This is a genomic window from Enterobacter sp. MGH 4, assembly GCF_000534735.1.
Classification (GTDB): Bacteria; Pseudomonadota; Gammaproteobacteria; order Enterobacterales; family Enterobacteriaceae; genus Enterobacter; species Enterobacter intestinihominis.
This window is the reverse complement of the sequence record NZ_KI973289.1, coordinates 239,865-264,144: the sequence shown is the minus strand read 5'-3', so window position 1 is coordinate 264,144 and position 24,280 is coordinate 239,865. Positions and strand designations below refer to the sequence as shown.

Annotated in this window: 22 protein-coding genes; 4 read left to right on the top strand and 18 right to left on the bottom strand. The window is 55.6% G+C overall.

Features of this window, described 5'->3' with window-relative positions:
- Nucleotides 1-36: 36 nt before the first annotated feature.
- The 3 genes from menF to L350_RS20850 all read right to left on the bottom strand — a co-directional run bounded on the left by menF (nt 37) and on the right by L350_RS20850 (nt 2,239).
- Nucleotides 37-1,332, bottom strand: coding sequence for an isochorismate synthase MenF (gene menF, locus L350_RS20840; RefSeq protein WP_032623870.1), 1,296 nt, complete (start codon nt 1,330-1,332; stop codon nt 37-39).
- An 86-nt stretch (nt 1,333-1,418) separates the two neighbouring features.
- A complete protein-coding gene (gene elaB / locus L350_RS20845) occupies nt 1,419-1,724 on the bottom strand; it encodes a stress response protein ElaB (RefSeq protein ID WP_022648821.1) in 306 nt (101 codons plus the stop codon).
- A gap of 50 nt (nt 1,725-1,774) precedes the next feature.
- Nucleotides 1,775-2,239, bottom strand: a complete 465-nt coding sequence (locus L350_RS20850; protein ID WP_032623869.1) for a GNAT family N-acetyltransferase — start codon at nt 2,237-2,239, stop codon at nt 1,775-1,777.
- A gap of 71 nt (nt 2,240-2,310) precedes the next feature.
- On the opposite strand from L350_RS20850, the gene rbn reads away from it, so the two are divergent.
- Nucleotides 2,311-3,228, top strand: coding sequence for a ribonuclease BN (gene rbn, locus L350_RS20855; protein ID WP_032623867.1), 918 nt, complete (start codon nt 2,311-2,313; stop codon nt 3,226-3,228).
- Nucleotides 3,229-3,292: 64 nt separating this feature from the next.
- Nucleotides 3,293-4,297 (top strand): chemotaxis protein, encoded by a 1,005-nt coding sequence (locus tag L350_RS20860; protein WP_023306639.1) that lies wholly within the window; start codon nt 3,293-3,295, stop codon nt 4,295-4,297.
- Between the two features lie 99 nt (nt 4,298-4,396).
- On the opposite strand, the gene nuoN is transcribed toward L350_RS20860, so the two are convergent.
- The 14 genes from nuoN to lrhA form a co-directional block, all read right to left on the bottom strand.
- On the bottom strand, nt 4,397-5,854 hold the full coding sequence (gene nuoN / locus L350_RS20865; RefSeq protein WP_022648825.1) for an NADH-quinone oxidoreductase subunit NuoN: 1,458 nt from the start codon (nt 5,852-5,854) through the stop codon (nt 4,397-4,399).
- 6 nt (nt 5,855-5,860) lie between these two features.
- The gene (gene nuoM / locus L350_RS20870) at nt 5,861-7,390 is read right to left on the bottom strand and encodes an NADH-quinone oxidoreductase subunit M (RefSeq protein ID WP_023300624.1); all 1,530 of its coding nucleotides are present in this window, start codon (nt 7,388-7,390) and stop codon (nt 5,861-5,863) included.
- Between the two features lie 160 nt (nt 7,391-7,550).
- Complete coding sequence (nuoL, locus tag L350_RS20875; RefSeq protein ID WP_032623866.1) at nt 7,551-9,392, bottom strand: NADH-quinone oxidoreductase subunit L; 1,842 nt, start codon at nt 9,390-9,392, stop codon at nt 7,551-7,553.
- Nucleotides 9,389-9,691, bottom strand: a complete 303-nt coding sequence (nuoK, locus tag L350_RS20880) for an NADH-quinone oxidoreductase subunit NuoK (protein WP_006176506.1) — start codon at nt 9,689-9,691, stop codon at nt 9,389-9,391. Before nuoK ends, nuoL begins: the two co-directional genes overlap by 4 nt.
- Complete coding sequence (gene nuoJ / locus L350_RS20885) at nt 9,688-10,242, bottom strand: NADH-quinone oxidoreductase subunit J (RefSeq protein WP_006176507.1); 555 nt, start codon at nt 10,240-10,242, stop codon at nt 9,688-9,690. The genes nuoK and nuoJ overlap by 4 nt, the downstream gene beginning before the upstream one ends.
- 10 nt (nt 10,243-10,252) lie before the next feature.
- On the bottom strand, nt 10,253-10,795 hold the full coding sequence (gene nuoI, locus L350_RS20890) for an NADH-quinone oxidoreductase subunit NuoI (protein ID WP_003861491.1): 543 nt from the start codon (nt 10,793-10,795) through the stop codon (nt 10,253-10,255).
- A gap of 14 nt (nt 10,796-10,809) precedes the next feature.
- Nucleotides 10,810-11,787: an NADH-quinone oxidoreductase subunit NuoH gene (nuoH, locus tag L350_RS20895; RefSeq protein WP_022648828.1), complete on the bottom strand. Its 978-nt coding sequence runs from the start codon at nt 11,785-11,787 to the stop codon at nt 10,810-10,812.
- The gene (gene nuoG, locus L350_RS20900; protein WP_032623864.1) at nt 11,784-14,507 is read right to left on the bottom strand and encodes an NADH-quinone oxidoreductase subunit NuoG; all 2,724 of its coding nucleotides are present in this window, start codon (nt 14,505-14,507) and stop codon (nt 11,784-11,786) included. Before nuoG ends, nuoH begins: the two co-directional genes overlap by 4 nt.
- Before the next feature lie 54 nt (nt 14,508-14,561).
- Nucleotides 14,562-15,899, bottom strand: a complete 1,338-nt coding sequence (gene nuoF, locus L350_RS20905; RefSeq protein ID WP_032623863.1) for an NADH-quinone oxidoreductase subunit NuoF — start codon at nt 15,897-15,899, stop codon at nt 14,562-14,564.
- Nucleotides 15,896-16,396 carry an NADH-quinone oxidoreductase subunit NuoE gene (gene nuoE / locus L350_RS20910; protein ID WP_006176513.1) on the bottom strand — a complete coding sequence of 167 codons (501 nt, stop codon included), beginning with the start codon at nt 16,394-16,396 and terminating at the stop codon, nt 15,896-15,898. The genes nuoF and nuoE overlap by 4 nt, the downstream gene beginning before the upstream one ends.
- Before the next feature lie 2 nt (nt 16,397-16,398).
- Nucleotides 16,399-18,201, bottom strand: coding sequence for an NADH-quinone oxidoreductase subunit C/D (gene nuoC, locus L350_RS20915; protein ID WP_003861484.1), 1,803 nt, complete (start codon nt 18,199-18,201; stop codon nt 16,399-16,401).
- A gap of 89 nt (nt 18,202-18,290) precedes the next feature.
- Nucleotides 18,291-18,965 carry an NADH-quinone oxidoreductase subunit NuoB gene (nuoB, locus tag L350_RS20920; protein WP_003861482.1) on the bottom strand — a complete coding sequence of 225 codons (675 nt, stop codon included), beginning with the start codon at nt 18,963-18,965 and terminating at the stop codon, nt 18,291-18,293.
- Between the two features lie 15 nt (nt 18,966-18,980).
- The gene (nuoA, locus tag L350_RS20925; RefSeq protein WP_003861475.1) at nt 18,981-19,421 is read right to left on the bottom strand and encodes an NADH-quinone oxidoreductase subunit NuoA; all 441 of its coding nucleotides are present in this window, start codon (nt 19,419-19,421) and stop codon (nt 18,981-18,983) included.
- Nucleotides 19,422-20,052: 631 nt separating this feature from the next.
- A complete protein-coding gene (lrhA, locus tag L350_RS20930; protein ID WP_032622483.1) occupies nt 20,053-20,991 on the bottom strand; it encodes a transcriptional regulator LrhA in 939 nt (312 codons plus the stop codon).
- A gap of 936 nt (nt 20,992-21,927) precedes the next feature.
- On the opposite strand from lrhA, the gene alaA reads away from it, so the two are divergent.
- Together alaA and yfbR are read left to right on the top strand one after the other, a co-directional pair.
- The gene (gene alaA / locus L350_RS20935) at nt 21,928-23,142 is read left to right on the top strand and encodes an alanine transaminase AlaA (protein ID WP_032623861.1); all 1,215 of its coding nucleotides are present in this window, start codon (nt 21,928-21,930) and stop codon (nt 23,140-23,142) included.
- A gap of 117 nt (nt 23,143-23,259) precedes the next feature.
- Nucleotides 23,260-23,859, top strand: a complete 600-nt coding sequence (yfbR, locus tag L350_RS20940; protein WP_022648832.1) for a 5'-deoxynucleotidase — start codon at nt 23,260-23,262, stop codon at nt 23,857-23,859.
- A gap of 82 nt (nt 23,860-23,941) precedes the next feature.
- Here yfbR and L350_RS20945 read toward each other — a convergent pair.
- A partial coding sequence (locus L350_RS20945; RefSeq protein WP_032623860.1) for an SLC13 family permease occupies nt 23,942-24,280 on the bottom strand: 339 nt, incomplete at its 5' end.

The window sequence follows — 24,280 nt, the reverse complement described above, 5'->3', positions numbered from 1 at the left end:
GAATTTTGATATGAATCGGGATTGCACGAATCAGTATTAATCCCTCAGGAGGAGGGAACGCAGCCCGGCGGCCTTATTTTCGATCTCCTGCCACTCCTGCTCTGGATCGGAGCCGCTGACGATGCCCGCCCCCGCATAAAGACGCAGCGCGGCGTCATGAACGCGGGCGGAGCGTAATGCCACGCAGAACTCGCTTTGATCGCGCGATAAATAGCCCGCCGATCCGGCGTACCACTCCCGGTCAAACGGCTCCACTTTCGCAATAAATTCTCGCGCTGCCTGACGCGGCAGCCCGGCCACCGCCGCCGTCGGTTGCAGAATATGCAGACACTGCTCGTCATCAGACTGTTTGAGTTCGGTCCAGATACAGCGGCGTAAATGCTGCACCTTGCGCAGACGCAGCACCTGCGCTGGGAGGATCTCCAGCGTCCGGGTATGGTGCTGAAGACGCTGGCAGATATCTTCCACCACCAGCATATTTTCCCGCTGATTTTTGTCGTCGTTCATCAGCCAGTCGCCCAGACGCTGGGCCTGCTTATCGTCAGAATGGCTGGCGACGGTGCCTGCCAGCGCTTCAGTGCGCAGCAGCATGCCGCGTCGCCGCCAAAGTCGCTCGGGCGTCGAGCCGAGGAACGCGTTGCTGGCGTCAAAGACCATACAAAAATGATAGCAGTTGAGGTTTAGCGCGCGGCTGGCGGCCATTAGCGCGATGGCGTTCACGGGCTGCTGGCACTGCACGTCTGTAGCACGTGCGAGCACCACTTTCTCAAAATCGCCGCGAGCAAGGGTATCCGTCGCCTGACGAATCAACGCCAGCCATTCCGGTTTTTCCGGATGATGGGTTTCCTGCACAATCTGCACGGACAACGGGCGGATCGGCGCGGCGTCGCGCAGGTTATCAATAAACTTCAGTGCGTCACCGGCATCGTCACACAGCGACGTTTCGCTCCACAGTTGCAGGCGCAGCGTGGCGTCCCCGCCAGACCGTCGCCAGAGAAGGCGCGGTAAAAACAGCTTTCCCTGTGCCGGGTTGAAGGCGTTCAGGCCGCAGATACGGGTATCATTGGCTACGTCATGGGTGTGCAAAAACCGGGAGGCCGAGGCCAGAGAGTCAAAATGGGCGAGGCTTCCGAGCGCGGCAAGTTCTTCATCACCGCTCCGCTGTTGCCAGTAAAACTGGGGATAGCATCGCTGCACACCCAGCCAGGCCAGCGGATCGAAGGCGTCGTTTAACGGGAAAGAGACATCGAAATGGCGTAAACCGGGTGTAGCGGGTAACGCTTGCGCAAGCTGAGTGCGCAGGCGTTCCAGCGCGATGGAAATCGAATGCACGCGAACCTCTCCCTGTTAAAACCTTACATTATACGGGGTACTGATGATAAATAGCAGTACCCACGTGTAGGGAGGGGTTTACCGGCTTAACGACGGGCTAACAGCAGGCCCAGCACCAGCCCTACGGCCGCACCGACCCCAATGCCCTGCCACGGCTTTTCGTGCACATAATCGTCGGCACGATAAACCGCCTGTTTGGCGCGGTAGTAGTAATTGTCGGATGCGTTGCTGACGCGGTTTTTCACGTCATGCAGCGCCTGCTCGGCGCGGGCTTTGAGCTCAATGTACTTCTGATCGGCAGGATCGCCTGAAGAGCGCAGTACTTCTTCCAGCGTTTCGCTTAACAGCGTTAAATCGTCGTCTGCTCGGGTATCCCAGGATTGAAATGACATATTTTTCTCCATGTTAGTACACCAGTCCGATAACTATAGACAACGTCTCGCTATTGCGCCTGTTTCGCTTCGCGCGCCATACCGATGTGTGGGATGCCATCTTCATCGTAAATGTCCGTGACCGGGGTAAAACCAAAATGGCCATAGAATGATTGCAAATGCGCCTGCGCGCCCAGGTATAACGCCTTGTCTGGCCACCGTTTCAGGCATGCGTCCAGCGTTTTTTCCATCAGCTGATAGCCCAGCTTTTCACCGCGCACGCTTCCGCTGATAATGACGCGGCCAATGACGACAGGGTCAAAATCCTCTTCGCTTTTCAGAATCCTCGCATACGCCACCAGCTCGTTATCGCGCCAGCCGAGGATGTGCCGGTTCTCGCCGACCAGGTCATCGCCGTCGATATCCTGATACGGGCAGGTTTGTTCAACCACAAAAACTTCGCAGCGCAGTTTGAGCAGGGCGTAGAGTGACTGAATAGTCAGTTCGCTGTGGTGTAGATCTTGCCACTGGATCATGTGTTTCTCCTTCCTGGGGTTCATCACGTTATACTAAACCCCTTCCCATTCGGCAAAGGGCTGATTGCGTTATGGAACTGATTTTTCTGGGTACGTCCGCGGGCGTGCCAACCCGCTCACGAAACGTGACGGCGATTCTGCTGGATCTTAAGCATCCTACCCGCGGCGGGCTGTGGCTGTTTGACTGCGGCGAAGGTACGCAGCATCAGTTGCTGCATACCTCATACCACCCGGGGAAAGTGGATAAAATATTTATCACCCATCTGCACGGCGACCATCTGTTTGGCCTGCCGGGCCTGCTGTGTAGCCGTTCGATGGCCGGTAACGCTAACCCGCTGACCATTTATGGCCCTGCGGGTATTCAGGCATTCGTTGAGACCACGCTGCGCCTGAGCGGCTCGTGGACCGACTATCCGCTGGAGGTGGTTGAGATCGGCGAAGGTCTGGTGTTCGACGACGGAGATTACCAGGTGCGCGCTTACCCGCTTAACCATCCGGTGGAATGCTACGGTTATCGCGTTGAGGAGCATGATAAGCCCGGGGCGCTGAACGCCGCCGCGTTGCAGGCCGAAGGGGTGAAACCTGGCCCGCTGTTCCAGCGTCTGAAGCACGGCGAGACCGTCACGCTGGAAGACGGGCGCGTCATCAACGGTCAGGATTACCTTGCGCCGCCGCAGCCGGGCAAAAAACTGGCTATTTTTGGGGATACCGCCCCCTGCCCTTCGGCGCTCCGGCTTGCCGGGGGTGTGGATGTGATGGTGCATGAGGCAACGCTGGAATCGGCGATGGAAGAAAAAGCCAACAGCCGGGGGCACAGCTCAACGCGTCAGGCCGCGCAGCTGGCGCGCGAGGCTGGCGTCCGGAAACTGATTGTCACTCACGTCAGCTCACGCTATGACGTCCGCGGCTGTGAAAGCCTGCTGGCAGAGTGTCGGGAGGTGTTCCCCGCATGCGAGCTGGCGGAAGATTTTGCTCAGGTCAGCGTTTAGTCCTTCATTTTTCCCTCAGGGTGCCGATAACGATTAAAAGGCCAGCATTTCTCTTGAGGGTAGAATGGATAATTTCCAGAAAGATATTGATGACAGGGCGAACCTGACCCAGTCCAACCGTTTTGAACTGTTGCTGTTCCGTCTTGGCACCTCTCTGAACGAAAATAAATCCGAGCTGTTCGGCATCAACGTGTTCAAACTGCGCGAAATTGTGCCGATGCCGACCTTCACCAAACCAGCGGGAATGAAGTCTCCGCTGATGGGGATGGTAAATATTCGCGACCAGGTGATCCCGGTGATCGATCTGGCCGCCGTCGCCGGCTGCAAGCCAGCCACCGGGCTAAACATTTTGCTGATCACCGAATATGCCCGCAGCGTGCAGGCGTTTGCCGTGGAATCGGTGGAGAACATCATGCGTCTCGACTGGAAGCAGGTGCACGCCGCGGAAACCGCCGTCAGCGGTCGCTACATCACCAGCATTGCCTGTCTGGACGATAAGACCGATACCAACGATCTGGCAATGGTGCTCGACGTGGAGCAGATCCTGTATGACATCACCCCGGCGAACCACGATCTGCACGCCACCCATCTGGAAACCACCAAATTCAACATCAAGCCTGGCTCTGTCGCGATTGTTGCTGAAGACTCGAAAGTAGCGCGCTCAATGCTGGAGAAGGGATTGCAGGCAATGGAGATCCCGGCTCAGCTGCATATCACCGGCAAAGACGCATGGGAGAAAATCACTCAGCTGGCCGCGCAGGCTCAGGCTGAGGGCGTCCCCGTTACCGATAAGATTGCCCTGGTATTAACCGATCTCGAAATGCCGGAGATGGACGGCTTTACGCTGACGCGCAAAATCAAAACTGACCCGGTACTGAAAGATATTCCGGTGGTGATCCACTCGTCTCTTTCCGGCAACGCGAACGAAGATCATATACGCAAAGTGAAGGCTGACGGCTATGTGGCGAAGTTTGAGCTGAATGAGCTGTCGTCGGTGATTGAAGAGGTGCTGGACCGCTCGATGAAGAAGATTGACGGGCCGCTTATAAGCAGGAAGCAGTTAGCTTAGTCGGGTGGCGCTTCGCTTACCCGACCTACAAGACCTGTAGGCCCTGCAAGCGTAGCGCCGTTGGGCAATAAAAAACCCGCCGAGGCGGGTTTTTTGCTTTTACATCAGCGGCATCGCGCGCTGCACAATCTCAATCAGCGGCTGCGGATAGATACCGAAGATTAGCACCAGAAGCGCGGAGATCAGCACCACGATCCCCCCGGCGCTGTACTGCCAGTTGGACGGCGCATCACGGTTGAGCTGCTGAGGCGCACTCAGGTACAGGCTCACAGCCACACGCAGGTAGTAGTAAAGACCAATCGCGGAGCCGATAACGACACCGGCAGTCAGCCACCACAGACCCGCCTGCACACCGACGGCCAGCACGTAGAACTTACCGATAAAGCCCAGCGTCATCGGGATACCCGCCAGAGAGAGCATCATCACGGTCATTACCGCAGACAGAATCGGACGGTGCCAGAACAGACCACGGTAGGAGAACAGGGAATCTGCATCCGGCCCACGGTACGGGCTGGACATCAGGCTCACGACGCCGAACGCGCCGAGGCTGCTGAACAGGTAACCGGCCAGATACACACCCACGGTTTCCATCGACATCTCACCACTTTGCAGCGCAATCAGCGCCACCAGCAGGTAGCCCAGATGGGAGATTGAGGAGTAGCCCAGCAGACGCTTAATGTTGGTCTGGCTCAGCGCCATCAGGTTACCGAAGATGATGGAGACGAACGCGATAATGCCCAGCACCACGCGAACCGCTTCGCTGTCACCCACCGGGGCGTACAGGAACAGACGCATGACCACGCCAAAGATAGCGATTTTACTCGCCGTCGCCAGGAAGGTAGAGACCGGCGCTGGCGCACCCTGATAAACGTCTGGCGTCCACAGGTGGAACGGCACCAGAGAGAGTTTAAAGCCAAGGCCTACAATCATCATGCCCAGACCCGCCAGCAGCAGCGGCTCATGCATCATGCCGTCGCCGAGGCTCTTGCCGAGCGCCAGGAAGGAGAGGTTACCCGTCTGTGCATACAGCAGCGCGATACCGAACAGCAGGAACGACGACGCAGCAGCGGACAAGATGGTGTACTTGATAGCCGCTTCCAGTGAGCGTTTCTGGCGGAAGGCGTAACCAATCAGGCCGAACAGCGGCAGTGAGATCAGCTCAATACCGAGGAACAGCGCGGCCATGTGGTTCGCGTTCGCCAGCAGAATGCCGCCCAGTGCGGCAATCAGTACCAGCAGGTAAAACTCTTCTTTGTTGTCGTTGTACCCTTCGAGCCACGGGTACGCAAAGGTACAGGTTGCCAGGCTCGCCAGCAGCACCAGACCGGTGTAGAGCATGGCGTAGCCGTCAACGCGCATCAGCGGCGTGACGTCCATTGCGCCCGCCTGGCCAACAAACCAGAGGGAGACTAACGCAGCGTTCAGACCCAGAACGGACAGGGTCGCATTCAGGAAGTGATTGCGTCGCCACGCAATGGAGAGCATCACAACCACCACCGTCAATCCGACGATCAGCAGCGGTAGCAGCGCGATCAGTTGTTGTGGAGTTATTGTCATGGCGAATTACGGCCTTGTAGTAGAAGCAGAATTAACAAACCACTGCTGGATGTTACCCATCGCGGAGTGCGAGGTATCCAGAATCGGCTGCGGATAGAAGCCCAGCAGCACCAGCAGTACGACCAGCAGCAGGATGATGGACAGCTCACGCAGCGACATCCCCGGCAGTTCTTTAGCAGCAATTTCGCTCTTCGCTTTACCGAAGTAGGCGCGGTGCAGCATCGCCAGCGAGTACACGGAGGCGAACACCAGACCAAAGGTGGAGATGACGGTAATCATCGGAACCACTTTGAAGCTGCCGAACAGAATCATAAATTCGCCAACGAAGTTACCGGTACCTGGCATACCCAGGGTGGCAACCGCGAAGAACATGGAGAGTGCAGGCAGCCATTTCATTTTGCCCCACAGGCCGCCCATCATACGCATGTCGCGGGTATGCAGACGTTCGTACAGCTGACCGCACAGGATGAAGAGACCGGCAGCGGACAAGCCGTGCGCAATCATCTGGATCACCGCGCCCTGGTACGCCAGCTGGCTACCGGTGTAGATGGCAATCAGTACGAAGCCCATGTGGGAAACGGAGGTGTAAGCAATCAGACGTTTGATGTCGTACTGCGTGAAGGCCATCCATGCACCGTAGAAGATACCGATCACGCCAAGCCACATGGCAATCGGCGCAAACTCTGCGGAGGCGTTCGGGAACAGCGGCAGGGAGAAACGCAGCAGACCGTAGGCCGCCGTTTTCAGCAAGATACCCGCCAGGTCAACGGAACCCGCCGTTGGCGCCTGAGAGTGCGCGTCCGGCAGCCAGCCGTGCAGCGGAACTACCGGCATTTTCACCGCGAAGGCGATGAAGAAGCCGAGCATCAGCAGGTATTCCACACCGTGGGACATCGGGGTCTTCAGCAGATCTTCATAGTTGAAGGTCCAGACGCCGGTGGCGTTGTAATGCACAAACACCAGCGCCAGGATGGCAATCAACATCACCAGACCACTCGCCTGGGTGTAGATGAAGAACTTGGTGGCCGCCGTGATACGCGTTTTACCGTCGGATGCCTTGTGGCCCCATAGCGCGATCAGGAAGTACATCGGCACCAGCATCATCTCCCAGAAGAAGAAGAACAGGAACATGTCGATGGCCAGGAACACGCCGATAACGCCGCCCAGGATCCACATCAGGTTCAGGTGGAAGAAGCCCTGGTATTTTTCGATTTCTCGCCAGGAGCAGAGTACCGCCAGAACGCCGAGCAGACCGGTCAGCACGACCATCAGCAGCGACAGACCGTCAATCGCAAGGTGGATCGTAATACCGAAACGTGGGATCCACGGCAGAATGAACTCAGACTGCCACTGCGGAAGGCCCGCAGACTGGGTCAATGAGTAGCCACCCTGCAACCACAGTTGCAGGCCAAGCGCGAGCGTCAATCCCATGGTGATCAGCGCGATCCAGCGCGGCATCTTCACGCCAAAGCGTTCAGTCTGCCAGCACAGGAAGCCGCCGATGAAGGGAATTAATATTAGCCAGGGTAATAACATGGCGATTTTTATTCCTTGTTAAAGTCCCTCAGGGACCGATTTTCAACGAATTCGACAAAATTCACGTGTTAGTGCGGTTTGTGGTGTCGGGTGACGCTCACGCTTACCCGACCTACGGTCTCGTAGGCCCGGTAAGCGCAGCGCCACCGGGCAAAAACCACTATCGCAACACCATCAGCAGCGCCAGCACGACAACCGCACCGATGCTCATGGAGGCCACATACCAGCGCAGATAGCCGTTCTCGCTGTACAGCAGGCCTTTACCTGCAAAGCGAGAGAGGATCGCCGGGATATTCATCATGCTGTTCAGCGGATCGCGCTTCAACAGCCACGCAATGCCCAGGAACGGCTTCACGAAGATCATGTCGTACAGCCAGTCGAAGCCCCATGCGTTGTACCACCAGGTGCCCAGCAGACGGCCCGGCGCGCTGTTGGCAACGGCAGTCACCAGCGTGCGTTTGCCCAGCCACAGCCATGCGGCAATCAGGATGCCCGCGATAGCCACAACGCCGGAGGTGATTTCAAGCGTCAGAACGCGACCGTGCTCAAGCTCGGTTGTTGCCGGCAGTACGCCCTGCAACGGTGGCACAATCATCGCGCCAACGAAGGTGGAGAGTACCAGCAGCACAATCAGCGGCAGGTGGTGGGTAATCCCCTTCCCTGCGTGGGCGTGAATTTGTTCTTTACCGTGGAAGACGATGAAAATCATACGGAAGGTGTACAGGGAGGTCATAAACGCACCGACCAGACCCGCAACCATCAGATTGATATGACCATTCGCCATGGCGCCCGCCAGGATTTCATCCTTACTGAAGAAGCCTGCGGTAATCAGCGGCAGTGCCGCCAGCGCCGCGCCGCCTACCAGGAAGCAGACATAGACCAGCGGGATGGACTTACGCAGTCCGCCCATTTTGAAAATATTCTGCTCGTGGTGGCAGGCCAGGATCACCGAACCGGATGAGAGGAACAGCAGCGCTTTAAAGAACGCGTGCGTCATCAGGTGGAAAATGGCTGCGTCCCACGCCTGAACGCCCAGCGCCAGGAACATGTAACCAATCTGGCTCATGGTGGAGTACGCGAGAACGCGTTTGATGTCGGTCTGCACCAGCGCGGCAAAGCCTGCCAGCACCAGCGTAACCGCACCGACGATACCCACCAGATGCAGAATTTCCGGGGTCATCAGGAACAGGCCATGGGTACGCGCAATCAGGTAGACACCGGCGGTGACCATGGTCGCGGCGTGGATCAGCGCGGAGACAGGGGTTGGACCCGCCATCGCGTCGGCAAGCCATGTCTGCAACGGCAGCTGTGCGGATTTACCCACAGCACCACCCAGCAGCATCAGCGTTGCCCACCACAGCATGTTGTTGCCTGCTTCGAAGTGAGCTGGCGCCAGTTCCACCATTTCGCGGAAGTTCAGCGTGCCCAGTTCGTTGTAGAGAATGAACAGCGCGAAAGCGAGGAAGACGTCACCCACACGGGTCACGACGAACGCTTTCATGGCCGCTGCGCCATTCTTCGGATCGGTGTAGTAGAAACCGATCAGCAGGTAAGAGCACAGACCCACGCCTTCCCAGCCCAGATACATCAGCAGCAGGTTATCGGCCAGCACCAGAACCACCATGCTGGCGATAAACAGGTTGGTGTAGGCGAAGAAGCGGGAGTATCCCTCTTCACCGCGCATATACCAGGAGGCGAACATGTGGATCAGGAAGCCCACGCCGGTGACCACGGAGAGCATGGTCAGAGACAGACCATCCAGCACCAGGTTGAAACCGATGTTGAAGTTACCGACCGACATCCAGTTCCACAGCGGCACGCTGTAGGCCTGACGTCCATTGTTGAAGAAATCGATACCCGCATACGCTGTCACCAGCGCAGCCAGACCGATTGAGCCAATGCCCACGGTGGCAGACAGATTCTCAGACCAGCGGCCGCGAGAAAATGCCAGCAGCACGAAGCCAATCAGCGGAAAAATAATGGTTAAGGCAAGCATGTTCATCCACGCAACTCACTTACTGAATCGATGTTCAGGTTCTGGCGGCGACGATGGAGCTGCAGCAACAGCGCCAGGCCAATACTCGCTTCGGCAGCCGCGAGGCTGATGGCGAGAATGTACATCACCTGACCGTCGGCCTGGCCCCAGTAGCTACCGGCGACCACAAAGGCCAGCGCGGAAGCGTTGATCATGATTTCCAGACCGATCAGCATAAACAGCAGATTGCGGCGGATAACCAGACCGGTTAAGCCCAGAACGAACAAAATCGCAGCGAGGATCAGTCCATGTGTTAAGGGGATCATGCGCGCTCCTCCGTTTTTCTTTTCGCACGGTCATCAGTGCGGTTGCTCAGCACCTCACCAACACGTTCTTCGCGACCGACGTGGAAGGCAACAACCAGGCCCGCCAGCAGCAGCATAGAGGCCAGTTCAACCGCCAGAACGTACGGACCAAACAGCGCAATACCAACAGCCTTGGCGCTGATTGGCGTGCCGTCAATGCCCTGGTCGTTAACGCCCAGAATAGCGTAAACAATCACCACCAGCATGATGGCCGACAAAATTGCCGGGCCAATCCACACCTGCGGTTTTAACCATTGACGTTCCTGCTCAATTTCAGAGCCGCCCAGGTTGAGCATCATCACCACGAACACGAACAGCACCATAATGGCACCCGCGTAGACGATAATTTCCAGCGCACCGGCGAAGTGCGCGCCCAGCGCAAAGAACACCCCGGAAATAGCCAGCAGCGAAATGATTAAATACAGCAACGCATGCACCGGATTGGTGTGCGTGATCACTCGCAGCGTAGCCAGGATGGCGATAAGGCCACAGATATAAAAAGCGAATTCCATTGCCCTCTCCTTACGGTAACAGGCTCTTGACGTCGATAGGCTTAGCTTCGTTCTCTGCTTCGCCCTTATCTTTGCCGTCGATTGCCATACCCGCCATCCGGTAGAAGTTATATTCCGGGTATTTGCCCGGACCGGAAATCAGCAGATCCTCTTTCTCGTACACCAGGTCCTGACGCTTGTACTCACCCAGCTCGAAGTCTGGAGTCAGCTGAATCGCCGTGGTTGGGCACGCTTCTTCACACAGACCGCAGAAAATGCAGCGTGAGAAGTTGATGCGGAAGAACTCAGGGTACCAGCGGCCGTCTACCGTCTCGGCTTTCTGCAGAGAGATACAGCCTACCGGACACGCTACCGCACACAGGTTACAGGCTACGCAGCGCTCGGAACCGTCCGGGTCGCGCGTCAGCACGATACGGCCACGGTAGCGCGGCGGCAGATATACCGGCTCTTCCGGATACATCCGGGTTTCGCGTTTGGCAAACGCGTGCAGGCCGATCATCCAGATACTGCGTACCTGGGTGCCAAAGCCTACGAGTAATTCTTTTAAGGTCATGATCTCAAAGCCCCTTATGGCTGCTGCCAGAGAATGACAGCCGCCGTTACCAACAAGTTGACGAGCGTCAGCGGCAGGCACACTTTCCAGCCGAAGGACATTACCTGGTCATAACGCGGACGCGGTAAGGACGCACGAATCAAAATGAACATCATCATGAAGAACGCGGTTTTCAGCGCGAACCAGATGAACGGCGGTAAGAACGGGCCATGCCAGCCACCAAAGAACAGCGTTACCATCAACGCGGAAATGGTGACGATACCGATGTACTCGCCCACGAAGAACAGACCGAATTTCATACCGGAATATTCAATGTGGTAACCGTCGGCCAGTTCCTGTTCGGCTTCTGGCTGGTCAAACGGGTGACGGTGACACACCGCCACGCCCGCGATAGCAAAGGTCACAAAACCAAAGAACTGCGGGATAACGTTCCAGATGTCGGCCTGGTTGTTGACGATGTCGGTCATGTTGAATGAACCGGCCTGCGCCACCACGCCCATCAGGGAGAGCCCCAGGAACACTTCGTAGCTCAGCGTCTGCGCGGAAGCACGCATGGCACCCAGCAGCGAGTATTTGTTGTTACTGGACCAGCCTGCGAACAGCACCGCGTACACCGCGAGGCCTGCCATCATCAGGAAGAACAGAATGCCGATGTTCAGGTCAGCCACCACCCAGGTCGGGCTGACGGGAACGATAGCAAACGCCAGCAGCAGCGAGGTAAAGGCGATCATCGGTGCCAGCGTAAAGATCACGCGGTCCGAGAAGCGCGGAACCCAGTCCTCTTTAAAGAACATCTTGATCATGTCCGCCACCAGCTGGAGTGAACCACCCCAGCCCACGCGGTTCGGTCCGTAACGGTTCTGGAACAGACCGAGCAGACGACGTTCACCAAAGCTCATGAACGCGCCGCAGGTGACGACCACCAGCAGAATGACGACCGCTTTCAGAATGCTCAGCAGGATGTCGATAAGATCCGGCGTTAACCAACTCATGCTTTTGCCTCCTGAAGGTTATCAAGATGCGCACCCGCCAGGACCGGCGCGATGCCAGGCATACCCATCGGCAGACCCACCTGCCCTGCTGACAGGCTTTCAGAAATAATCAGCGGCAGGCTGATTGTCTGGCCGTCGTAGCTAAAGGCAATGTTCGCACCCGCGTTAACGCCAAGCTTCGCGGCATCCGCCGGGTTGAGCTTGATGTACGGCTGCGGCATACGCTGCTGGAATACCGGAGAACGCTGGGACATTTCGTCGCTACCGAACAGATGGTAGTACGGCGCAATACGCCAGTGGCCTTCCTGAGCCTGGAAACGTTCCGGAACGGTAGAGAAGAAGTCCAGATCGGTTTCGGAGGCTTCAATCAGACGCACGCCCGGATCGCCGTGGCGCAGATGACCACCCACTTCAGCCTGGAATTTGTTCCATGCCTGTGGGGAGTTCCAGCCCGGTGCCCATGCAAACGGGATTTGCGAACGCGGCGCAGACGGCTGGTTGTTCCCTTCCATCGAGAAGGCGAACATGGTGTCTTTATCCTGCGGCTGACGCGGTTCGTGCACGCTGATATTGGCACGCATCGCAGTACGACCGCTGTAGCGGTGCGGCTCACGCGCCAGTTTCTGGCCGCGAATACGGAAGCTTGCGTCAGGCGCGGCGTCTTTAATGCCCGCCAGCTGAGGCAGTTTCTCAACAACCGCGTCGATAACGTGGTCGAGCTGCGTCCAGTCCACTTCACGGCTCTGCACGGTGCTGTGCAGAGAGTGCAGCCAGCGCCAGCTTTCCAGCATCACGGTGTTGCTGTCGTAGTAGGCCGGGTCATAAACCTGGAAGAAGCGCTGTGCGCGGCCTTCGTTGTTGATCACCGTCCCGTCGCTTTCTGCGAAGCTTGCAGCAGAGAGCACCAGGTGTGCTTTGTCCATGATCGCGGTGCGCTGATGGTCGATAACCATCACCAGCGGTGCTTTGGAGAGCGCGGCGTCAACGCGAGCGGCGGAAGCGTGACGATGCAGGTCATTTTCCAGCACTACCACCGCATCAGCAGAACCGGATTCCAGTTCGCTTAACGCTTCTTCCAGCGAGCCGCCGCCAATCATGCCCAGTCCGATGCTGTTCACCGCACGGGCAATCATGGTCACACCGACGTCAGCGCCACGGCCCTTCAGGGCTTTGGCAACGTTCGCTGCGGCCTGAATGATTTCAGCGCTACCGGTGTTGGTACCGGAAATGATCAGTGGTTTTTTCGCCCCCGCCAGCGCCTGAACAATCACGTCGACCTTGTTCTGCAGGTCGCGATCCAGTTCAACGGCCGGCGAGTTGCTGTCCAGCGCGTGGGCAATGGCAAAGCCGAGGCGCGCCTGATCTTCAACCGGCGCGCAGTAGGTCCACGCGGCGATATCGTCCAGACGGGTGTTGTCGACGTTAGTCACAAACAGAGGATGCTTCGCGCGCTGGCCGATGTTGAGGATCGCCGCAATCTGCCAGTCAGCCACTTTCTGCGCCGCTGCCATTTCACGTGCTTTACCCTTCACCGCCTGACGAACCGCCAGAGCCGCGCGTGCGCCGGTCTGCGTCAGGTCTTCCCCGAGCACCAGAACCGCATCATAGGATTCGATTTCGCGCAGCGCAGGCGTGTGTACACCGCCTTCACGCAGCACTTTCAGCACCAGTTGCAGACGTTCCTGCTCGCCATGGGCGATACCGGTATAGAAGTTTTCCGCCCCAACCAGCTCACGCAGTGCGAAGTTGCTTTCGATGCTGGCGCGCGGGGAGCCGATGCCGATCACTTTCTTCGACTGGCGCAGAATATCTGCCGCGCCCTGCATCGCCTGTTCAGCGTTGAGGGTAATGACGTCGTCGCCACGGCGCTGAACCGGCTGACGCGGACGGTCTTTCAGGTTCACATAGCCATAGCCAAAACGACCGCGATCGCAGAGGAAGTAGTGGTTAACGGTACCGTTGTAACGGTTTTCGATACGACGCAGTTCACCGTAACGTTCACCCGGGCTGGTGTTACAGCCGAGGGAGCACTGCTGGCAGATGCTTGGCGCAAACTGCATGTCCCATTTACGGTTGTAACGCTCGGAGTGGGTTTTATCCGTGAACACGCCGGTCGGGCAGATTTCTACCAGGTTACCGGAGAATTCGCTTTCAAGCGTACCGTCTTCCGGACGACCGAAGTAAACGTTGTCATGCGCGCCATACACGCCCAGATCCTGACCGTCTGCATAATCTTTGTAGTAACGCACGCAGCGGTAGCAGGCGATGCAGCGGTTCATTTCGTGAGAGATGAACGGCCCCAGATCCTGATTTCGGTGGGTACGCTTGGTAAAGCGATAGCGACGGAAGCTGTGACCAGTCATGACGGTCATATCCTGAAGGTGGCAGTTACCACCCTCCTCACACACCGGACAGTCGTGTGGGTGGTTGGTCATCAACCACTCCACTACGCTTTCGCGGAACTGTTTGGCTTCTTCGTCATCAATCGAAATAAAAGTGCCTTCGGTGGCTGGCGTCATACAGGACATCACCAGTCGACCACGCGTGTCTTCCGCGTTTTGATATTGCTTCACCGCACACTGGCGGCAAGCACCGACGCTGCCCAGCGCCGGATGCCAGCAAAAGTACGGAATATCGAGGCCAAGAGACAGACAAGCTTCCAGCAGGTTGTCCGCCCCGTTGACTTCGTATTCTTTGCCGTCTACATGAATCGTAGCCATTAGCATGCTTCCAGTTGGCTCGGCCGAAACCGAGCGTTAATCAAAATTCTGTTTTTACCAGCGTGCTTTCAGCAGGTTCGGCTGAATACCATTGATAGAATGGGTATTGCTGAACGGCTGCTTGATGCCTGCTTCGAATTCGTCGCGGAAATATTTAATCGCGCTCTGCAGCGGCTCGACGGCACCCGGTGCGTGGGCACAGAAGGTTTTTCCTGGCCCTAAGAATCGACACAGTTGCTCAAGTGTCTCGATATCGCCAGGCTGGCCTTCGCCACGTTCGATAGCGCGCAGGATCTTCACGCTCCACGGCAGACCGTCACGGCATGGTGTACACCAGCCGCAGGACTCGCGGGCGAAGAACTCTTCCAGGTTACGCACCAGGGATACCATGCCGATCTCGTGGTCGACGGCCATCGCCAGCGCGGTACCCAGACGGCTGCCTGCTTTACCAATGCTTTCGAACTCCATTGGCAGGTCAAGGTGGGCTTCGGTTAAGAAGTCTGTCCCTGCCCCACCCGGCTGCCAGGCTTTGAATTTCAGGCCATCGCGCATGCCGCCGGCGTAGTCTTCAAGAATTTCACGTGCGGTGGTGCCGAACGGCAGCTCCCAGACGCCAGGATTCTTCACGCGACCGGAGAAGCCCATCAGCTTGGTACCGGCATCTTTACTTGATGAGATGCCCTGATACCACTCCACGCCGTTCGCAAGGATAGCCGGAACGTTACACAGGGTTTCGACGTTGTTTACACAGGTCGGTTTACCCCACACGCCGGAGCTTGCCGGGAACGGTGGCTTGGAGCGCGGGTTCGCGCGGCGGCCTTCCAGGGAGTTAATCAGCGCGGTTTCTTCACCGCAGATATAACGGCCGGCACCGGTGTGCACGAACAGCTCGAAGTCAAACCCGGTGCCCAGGATGTTTTTACCCAGCAGTCCGGCTTCAGTGGCTTCGGCAATCGCGCGACGCAGGTTTTCAGCCGCTTCGATGTATTCACCGCGCAGGAAGATGTAGCCACGGTACGCTTTCAGCGCGAACGCGGAGATCAGCATGCCTTCCACCAGCAGGTGCGGCAGCTGTTCCATCAGCAGGCGGTCTTTATAGGTACCCGGCTCCATTTCATCGGCGTTACACAGCAGGTAACGGATGTTCATGGATTCATCTTTCGGCATCAGGCTCCACTTCAGACCGGTGGAGAAGCCCGCACCGCCGCGCCCTTTCAGGCCAGACTCTTTCACCGCATTAACGATGTCGTCTGGCGCCATGCCGCCGAGGGCTTTACGCGCACCGGCATAGCCGTTTTTGCTCTGATATTCGTCGAGCCAGACCGGCTGTTTGTCTTCGCGCAGACGCCAGGTCAGCGGATGCGTCTCAGCAGTACGAATTACAGTTTTCATTTGTACTGCTCCAGCAGGTCAGGAATCGCTTCCGGCGTCAGATGGCTGTGAGTGTCCTCATCAATCATCATGGTCGGTCCCTTGTCGCAGTTACCCAGGCAGCAGGTTGGCAGCAGGGTAAAGCGTCCGTCGAACGTGGTCTGGCCCGGCTTAATATTAAGTTTCTTCTCAATCGCAGCCTGAATGCCCTGATAACCGGTAATGTGGCAGACAACGCTGTCACAGTAGCGGATCACATGGCGGCCGACCGGCTGACGAAAGATCTGGCTGTAGAACGTGGCTACGCCTTCTACGTCACTCGCCGGAATGCCCAGCACTTTTGCGATCTCATAGATCGCCCCATCCGGCACCCAACCACGCTGTTTCTGTACGATTTTCAGCGCTTCAATGGACGCCGCACGCGGGTCTTCGTAGTGGTGCATCTCGTGCTCAATGGCGGCACGCTCTGCTTCACTCAGCTCAAAAGCCTCGGTTTGTGGTTGTTGATTCTCGTGCATAATTAGCGGTCCACATCTGACATAACAAAATCGATACTACCCAGATACACAATCAGGTCGGAGACCAGACTGCCGCGAATGGCGGCCGGGATCTGCTGCAGGTGCGCAAAGCTTGGCGTACGCACGCGGGTACGGTAGCTCATGGTGCTGCCGTCGCTGGTGAGGTAGTAGCTGTTGATACCCTTGGTCGCTTCAATCATCTGGAAGGATTCTTGTGCCGGCATGACCGGGCCCCAGGAAACCTGCAAGAAGTGGGTGATCAGGGTTTCGATATGTTGCAGCGTGCGCTCTTTCGGTGGCGGCGTCGTCAGCGGGTGATCCGCCTTGAACGGGCCTTCCGGCATGTTGTTGAGGCACTGCTCAAGGATGCGCAGGCTCTGGCGCAGCTCTTCCACTTTCAGCATCACGCGGGTGTAGCAGTCGGAAACGCCGCCGCCAACCGGGACTTCAAAGTCGAAGTTCTCGTAGCCAGAGTAAGGACGGGCTTTACGCACGTCGAAATCAATACCGGTTGCGCGCAGGCCAGCACCTGTGGTTCCCCACTCCAGCGCCTCTTTCGCGCCGTAGGCGGCAACGCCCTGGGAGCGGCCTTTCAGGATGGAGTTACGCAGCGCGGCTTTCTCGTAAGACGCCAGACGTTTCGGCATCCAGTCGAGGAATTCACGCAGCAGGCGGTCCCAGCCGCGCGGCAGATCGTGCGCCACGCCGCCGATGCGGAACCAGGCCGGGTGCATACGGAAACCGGTAATCGCTTCCACCAGATCGTAGATTTTCTGACGGTCGGTAAAGGCGAAGAAGACCGGCGTCATCGCGCCGACGTCCTGAATGAACGTGGAGATGTACAGCAGGTGGCTGTTAATACGGAACAGTTCAGACAGCATCACGCGAATCACATTAACGCGATCCGGGACGGTGATGCCTGCCAGTTTCTCAACGGCCAGCACGTATGGCATTTCGTTCACGCAGCCGCCGAGGTATTCGATACGGTCGGTATACGGAATGTAGCTGTGCCAGGACTGACGCTCGCCCATCTTCTCGGCACCACGGTGGTGGTAGCCAATGTCAGGCACGCAGTCGACAATTTCTTCGCCGTCAAGCTGAAGGATAATACGGAATGCACCGTGCGCAGAGGGGTGGTTTGGACCGAGGTTGAGGAACATGAAGTCCTCGTTTTCGGTGCCGCGCTTCATGCCCCAGTCTTCCGGCTTGAAGGTCAGCGCTTCCATCTCCAGATCCTGCTTGGCTTTGGTCAGCTCAAACGGGTCGAATTCGGTGGCGCGTGCCGGGTAGTCTTTACGCAGCGGGTGGCCGGTCCAGGTCTGCGGCATCATGATGCGCGTCAGATGCGGGTGGCCGTCGAAGGTCATGCCGAACATTTCCCAGGTTTCACGCTCGTACCAGTTAGCGTTTGGGAAAAGTTTGGTGATCGTCGGCAGATGCATGTCGTTTTCAGACAATGCCACCTTGAGCATGATATCCGTGTTGCGGTCTATTGAGATCAGGTGGTAGAAAACGGAAAAATCCGCAGCAGGGAGACCCTGGCGGTGCGTTCTCAGACGTTCGTCCATGCCGTGTAAGTCAAACAGCATGACGTAAGGTTTTGGCAATTTCTTGAGGAAATCGACAACTTCCAGTAATTGCTCACGCTTCACCCAAACAACGGGTACCCCGGTGCGGGTGGCCTGAACAGTAAAGGCATCCGGCCCAAAACGGTTGCGCAGTTCGCCAATGACGGGATCATCGAGATGATCCCGGGTCTGCCAGGCGGCTTCTTGCGCGGTTAAGTCGGTCATATTGTTCACCATTGCAAATGGTCCGTGGTGACTGTTAAGCCTGGCTTCGCGCTATTTGAGTAGTGATATGCGAAGGTGTTCTCCAGGCCCACAGGCGCAAATTAAATTTCGTCAGGCGTACGCAGGTTGGTGACGGCAATACGTTCACCACGTTTACGCTCGCGCTCAGACTGCATGTTCGCGCGATAGACACCTTGATCGCCAACAACCCAGGAGAGCGGACGGCGTTCTTTACCGATTGACTCCTGCAGCAGCATCAGCGCCTGCATATAGGCCTCTGGACGCGGCGGGCAGCCCGGGATGTACACATCCACCGGAATGAACTTATCAACGCCCTGCACAACGGAATAAATGTCGTACATACCGCCGGAGTTTGCACATGCGCCCATGGAGATTACCCATTTTGGCTCCAGCATCTGGTCATAAAGACGCTGAATAACCGGTGCCATCTTGGTAAAGCAGGTCCCGGCCACCACCATCAGGTCAGCCTGACGTGGAGAAGCACGCAGTACCTCGGCCCCAAAACGCGCAACGTCATGCACCGCAGTGAATGACGTCACCATTTCAACGTAGCAGCAAGAAAGGCCAAAGTTGTATGGCCAGATGGAGTTCTTACGACCCCAGTTGACCATATCGTGCATGGCATGTTCGAGCTTGCCCATGTACACGCTTTTGTTGACTTCTTGCTCCAGGGGGTCGGTTACGATCTCCTGTTTTTGCAGGGGGTAACGGTCATTCTCACCGTTAGGATCTATGCGGGTGAGCGTATAATCCATCTTATTGCCTCGCTGTTACTGCTGACGATTAGAGATACTGTTTTCCGGGTTGATGTGTTCACGGCGTGAACGCACAGGTGTCCAGTCCAGCGCGCCAATACGCACCAGATAAACCAGACCGGCCAGTAACACTAAAATGAAAATTGCGGCCTCGACAAAGCCCACCCAACCACTTTCGCGAATGGAGGTAGACCACGCGAAGAGGTAAAGCGCTTCCACGTCGAAAATGACGAAGAACATGGCTACCAGGTAGAACTTGGCAGACAGGCGTAAGCGAGCGGTACCTACTGAATCAATACCTGATTCGAAAGGTGTGTTTTTGTGCCTTGCGCGGGCGCGACCGCCCAGGAACCAGCCGCCGACTAACATCAGGCAGCACAGGCCAATGGCTACAATAAGAAAGATTGCGAATGCCCAGTGATGAGCGATGACTTCTGTGGATGTTGACATACTCATTGCTTACTCATCAAAAGTGATACCGACGACACTGCTCTTGCTGGCAGATGGGCATCACATCGATTCATGGGGAGGAACAAAATAACCTTACACTAACTGTCAGAAATGAGACATAGACAGCAAAATGATGGGGTTTTTTACTCCTTTCTATAACCTTTTGTCAACTTTAACAAAGGTTTCTTCACATTAAATTACAACGTGCGATTCTCATTAACATTTGGTGCCCTTTAACCCTGGTGGGTACATGACTTTACGTCAAATGCATCTTGTTGAATCGTGTCCGTTTTGGAAGTAAAAAAAATAACCCTCCTATTTTGACAGGATTTGCCAACGATTCCTCCCCCCAAATGGGAGTATTTTCTTGATCTGAGACACGCTTTTGTTAATTCAATCAAAAAAACAGCAACATATTTCCTGTTTTTTTAACATCGGCGGGGTATTAGGCAAGTTAGAAGAGGTATCGTTTATAGCTTAACCAAAAGCATTTTCTGCATTGATAAATAAGCGGTATTTGCTTTAACCCTGCTCCGTTCGCGGTTATGAATAGCAAAAAAAACCACTCGCAGGAAAAAATCATGCGAGTGGCTCTTTTTTGCACTTACATTTTGTTACGAGAATTTTGGGGGAATGATCACTCAAAATCCCTTTCCACAATCAGGGAGTCATCCCCTCCTTCCGGAGTAACAGGCGCGTACTGCCATGGATTGTGGTAGTTTTCCATTGCCTCGAATACCACTTTCGCTAGCTCGTTGTTGCTGGCGGCATTATGGCACAGCAGGTACTCCGTATCCGGCAACGACGGGAGTCCCTCAGATTGACCCAGCACACGCAGATCGGGGCTCATCATCTCCACCGGACGGGCTGTTACGCCAAGTCCGGCCTTCACTGCCGCTCGTACCGCAGGCAACGTTGACGCAACGTACGCCAGGCGCCACGGAATACTGGCTTCGTTGAGCGCAGTCAGCACCATATCGCGGAACGGACTAGGATCGTCCAGCAGGACCAGGGGTATTGGCTCACCTTTTTGCAATACGTACTCCGCGGCACAGTACCAGTGCGTAGGAGAAGTACGCAGCGTCAGGCAGTCATACTGGCCAGGTCGATGCGTGGTGACCACCAGGTCAACCTCGTTTTCTTTCAGCATCTCAACCATGAAGGCATTGCGTTTAACGCTAACGTCCAGGGCAAGCTTCGGATAAACCGAGCTAATTCGGTTGAGAAGGAAGGGCAAAATGGTATCTGCTGATTCATCTGACGCCCCTAATGTTAACACTCCCTGAAGGTTGCTAAACATTAATGACATACAGGCTTCATCGTTAAAGCGCAGTATCTTTCTGGCATAACCCAGAAGCTGAATACCATGTTCTGTTAAAAGCTTATTACGTCCATGACGCGCAAAAAGCTCTTTACCAACCAGTTGTTCCAGCCGCTGCATTTGCTGACTCACGGCGGACTGGGTACGGCAAACGGCGGCAGCAGCTGCTGCAAAAGTGTTGAGATCGGCGACCGCAACAAACGTTCTCAGCAGATCGAGGTCGAGATTCATTATCGGACGATTTGCATTTATCATATCTTTTCACTTTCAGGTTGCTCGTGCGGAGCTGCCCGGGTTGAAGCTGTGTGTAACAGTTAAGCAATTCCTTCTGAAGAGTTTCCCTCGCGTCCCGGCCCGGCAGACTGCCTGACAGATAGTTATTGTACTTTGGTATATCAACAGTCAGAAATCACGTTTCATGACGTTATTTTTATTCTCTTGCGTTCAGGATATTTCGTTATCTGAAGGTAGATGTAAATTCCATTAAGAGTAAGACATGTTTTCTGCCATCTATATCGCAGCGTTGCCAGCGTAGCAAGATGTGACTTACCCAATCAGCCAGAGATTACTTTAACAATAACAATCGATTAATACAGGAAGGCAGAAGCTGATATACGTAACAGGCCTATCGCTACGCTGCATTCCCAAAACACATCTTAACCCAAATCCACTATATTTATAAGTCTTATTGCAATATAACGGATTTAACGCCAATGATAAGCAACTACACTCTTTTTATTAAAATTAACGAAAGTTGCATTTTCGTCGTTAATAATAAATAAAGTTTAATTTTGATTCAGGCCATTCATTAATAACACTTAACATTAATTTCACATGAGTAACTTTTAACCTGGCTTTGCTAATAGAGCAAACTGTATCTCAGCATTCAGGTTTTACGAATGGTCACTCAGGGGGACTAACGCTTCAGCCCGGATCGTCTTTTTATTTAAATCAGAATAATATTAATATTTATGTGAAACTTTCAGCATAAAAAACCCAACATTAAGCGTTTTCACGGTAATTTCAGGCGCAAAATCACTCCATCATTAGATTAAGCAATCACAGCAGTGCTGCCTGGTTGGACAAAATCTTCTTTTGTGCGCCCTTCAAAACGAAGCGCGGTGGGAGTACATTGTTCCGTGCTGCTTCCACGGCAGGAAGTTGCAATAATAGCGAAAAGGTTAAAGGTTCATGTCCCCTATCGAAAAATCCAGCAAGCTCGACAACGTCTGTTACGACATCCGTGGCCCGGTACTCAAAGAGGCAAAACGCCTTGAAGAGGAAGGCAATAAGGTTCTGAAACTCAACATCGGCAACCCCGCGCCATTTGGTTTTGAAGCGCCGGATGAGATCCTGGTGGATGTGATCCGTAACCTGCCCACTGCACAAGGCTACTGCGATTCAAAAGGGCTCTACTCCGCCCGTAAAGCCATTATGCAGCACTACCAGGCTCGCGGTATGCGCGACGTCACCGTTGAAGATATCTACATTGGCAACGGTGTCTCGGAGCTGATCGTTCAGGCGATGCAGGCGCTCCTGAACAGCGGCGATGAAATGCTGGTTCCCGCTCCAGACTATCCGCTGTGGACGGCTGCGGTATCGCTCTCCAGCGGTAAAGCGGTGCACTATCTTTGCGATGAATCGTCGGACTGGTTCCCGGATCTGGATGACATTCGCGCCAAAATAACACCGCGCACCCGGGGAATCGTGATCATTAACCCGAATAACCCGACGGGCGCGGTCTATTCAAAAGAGCTGCTGATAGAGATCGTCGAGATCGCCCGCCTGCACAACCTGATCATCTTTGCCGACGAGATTTACGACAAGATCCTGTACGACGCGGCGCAGCACCACTCTATCGCCGCGCTGGCGCCCGATCTGCTGACGGTCACCTTTAACGGACTGTCTAAAACTTACCGCGTTGCCGGTTTCCGTCAGGGCTGGATGGTACTGAACGGTCCGAAAAAACATGCGAAAGGCTACATTGAAGGGCTGGAGATGCTGGCATCCATGCGTCTGTGCGCCAACGTACCGGCGCAACATGCGATCCAGACAGCACTCGGGGGCTATCAAAGCATCAGCGAGTTTATCGTTCCAGGCGGCCGCCTCTATGAACAGCGCAACCGTGCATGGGAATTAATTAATGATATTCCGGGCGTCTCCTGCGTGAAGCCTAACGGCGCGCTGTATATGTTCCCGAAAATCGACGCGAAGCGCTTCAATATTCACGACGACCAGAAAATGGTGCTCGACTTCCTGTTGCAGGAAAAAGTGCTGCTGGTTCAGGGGACGGCGTTTAACTGGCCGTGGCCGGATCACGTGCGTATTGTAACCCTGCCGCGCGAAGACGATCTCGAAATGGCCATCAGCCGCTTCGGACGATTCCTCTCGGGGTACCATCAGTAACGCTGACTTTCCGCCGGGTGGCGCTGCGCTTACCCGGCCTGTAACATCTGCAAATTTGCATCTTCCCTCCCCTCCCCGCACAATGAAGTCCGTCGCAGTGAAGACATAAGGTAACCTATGAGTCAGAGTCATTTCTTTGCCCACCTCTCCCGCCTGAAACTCATCAACCGCTGGCCGCTGATGCGCAACGTGCGCACTGAAAATGTGTCTGAGCACAGTTTGCAGGTTGCCATGGTCGCTCATGCGCTGGCCGCGATTAAAAACCGCAAATTCAACGGGCAGGTTAATGCCGAACGTATCGCCCTGCTGGCGTTGTACCACGATGCATCGGAAGTGCTGACCGGGGATCTGCCTACGCCGGTGAAATATTTCAACTCGCAGATTGCCCAGGAATATAAGGCCATTGAGAAGATTGCCCAGCAGAAGCTGATCGATATGGTGCCTGATGAGCTGCGTGATATCTTCGGGCCGCTGATCGACGAGCATCAGTATACGGAAGAGGAGAAATCCCTGGTTAAGCAGGCCGATGCGCTGTGCGCCTACCTGAAATGTCTGGAAGAGTTATCCGCGGGGAATAACGAGTTCCTGCTGGCGAAAACGCGCCTGGAGAAAACGCTCGACTCCCGCCGTAGCGAAGAGATGGATTACTTTATGCAGGTGTTTGTGCCGAGCTTCCATTTGTCGCTGGATGAGATCAGTCAGGATTCACCGCTGTAGTTTTTCGCCCAGCGGCGCTGCGCTTGCAGGGCCTACGGATCACGTAGGCCGGGTAAGGCGTAGCCGCCACCCGGAAATGTTCTCAGAACGGGAATAACACCGGAATCAGCACCACGCATACCAGCATCACCAGCACGGTGAACGGCACGCCCAGCTTTACAAAATCGCTGAATCGATAGTTTCCCGGCCCCAGCACCAGGGTATTGACCGGGGAAGATACCGGCGTCATAAATGCCGCGGACGCCGCCATCGCTACCACCATCGCAAACGGATAGGGCGAAACGCCCATCGATTTTGCCATCGCCAGCGCAATAGGCGCCATCAGCACCGCCGTTGCGGTATTGGAGATGAACAAACCAATGGTGGCGCACATGACGAACAGGCAAACCATCATCAGGTACGGACCATATCCCCCGCCCGC

Excerpts from the sequence above, each read along its gene's own strand:
- elaB (WP_022648821.1), bottom strand. The coding sequence starts at position 1,724 with ATGTCATTTCAATCCTGGGATACCCGAGCAGACGACGATTTAACGCTG.
- L350_RS20850 (WP_032623869.1), bottom strand. The coding sequence starts at position 2,239 with ATGATCCAGTGGCAAGATCTACACCACAGCGAACTGACTATTCAGTCA.
- rbn (WP_032623867.1), top strand. The coding sequence starts at position 2,311 with ATGGAACTGATTTTTCTGGGTACGTCCGCGGGCGTGCCAACCCGCTCA.
- L350_RS20860 (WP_023306639.1), top strand. The coding sequence starts at position 3,293 with ATGGATAATTTCCAGAAAGATATTGATGACAGGGCGAACCTGACCCAG.
- nuoN (WP_022648825.1), bottom strand. The coding sequence starts at position 5,854 with ATGACAATAACTCCACAACAACTGATCGCGCTGCTACCGCTGCTGATC.
- nuoM (WP_023300624.1), bottom strand. The coding sequence starts at position 7,390 with ATGTTATTACCCTGGCTAATATTAATTCCCTTCATCGGCGGCTTCCTG.
- nuoL (WP_032623866.1), bottom strand. The coding sequence starts at position 9,392 with ATGAACATGCTTGCCTTAACCATTATTTTTCCGCTGATTGGCTTCGTG.
- nuoK (WP_006176506.1), bottom strand. The coding sequence starts at position 9,691 with ATGATCCCCTTAACACATGGACTGATCCTCGCTGCGATTTTGTTCGTT.
- nuoJ (WP_006176507.1), bottom strand. The coding sequence starts at position 10,242 with ATGGAATTCGCTTTTTATATCTGTGGCCTTATCGCCATCCTGGCTACG.
- nuoI (WP_003861491.1), bottom strand. The coding sequence starts at position 10,795 with ATGACCTTAAAAGAATTACTCGTAGGCTTTGGCACCCAGGTACGCAGT.
- nuoH (WP_022648828.1), bottom strand. The coding sequence starts at position 11,787 with ATGAGTTGGTTAACGCCGGATCTTATCGACATCCTGCTGAGCATTCTG.
- nuoG (WP_032623864.1), bottom strand. The coding sequence starts at position 14,507 with ATGGCTACGATTCATGTAGACGGCAAAGAATACGAAGTCAACGGGGCG.
- nuoF (WP_032623863.1), bottom strand. The coding sequence starts at position 15,899 with ATGAAAACTGTAATTCGTACTGCTGAGACGCATCCGCTGACCTGGCGT.
- nuoE (WP_006176513.1), bottom strand. The coding sequence starts at position 16,396 with ATGCACGAGAATCAACAACCACAAACCGAGGCTTTTGAGCTGAGTGAA.
- nuoC (WP_003861484.1), bottom strand. The coding sequence starts at position 18,201 with ATGGTGAACAATATGACCGACTTAACCGCGCAAGAAGCCGCCTGGCAG.
- nuoB (WP_003861482.1), bottom strand. The coding sequence starts at position 18,965 with ATGGATTATACGCTCACCCGCATAGATCCTAACGGTGAGAATGACCGT.
- nuoA (WP_003861475.1), bottom strand. The coding sequence starts at position 19,421 with ATGAGTATGTCAACATCCACAGAAGTCATCGCTCATCACTGGGCATTC.
- lrhA (WP_032622483.1), bottom strand. The coding sequence starts at position 20,991 with ATGATAAATGCAAATCGTCCGATAATGAATCTCGACCTCGATCTGCTG.
- alaA (WP_032623861.1), top strand. The coding sequence starts at position 21,928 with ATGTCCCCTATCGAAAAATCCAGCAAGCTCGACAACGTCTGTTACGAC.
- yfbR (WP_022648832.1), top strand. The coding sequence starts at position 23,260 with ATGAGTCAGAGTCATTTCTTTGCCCACCTCTCCCGCCTGAAACTCATC.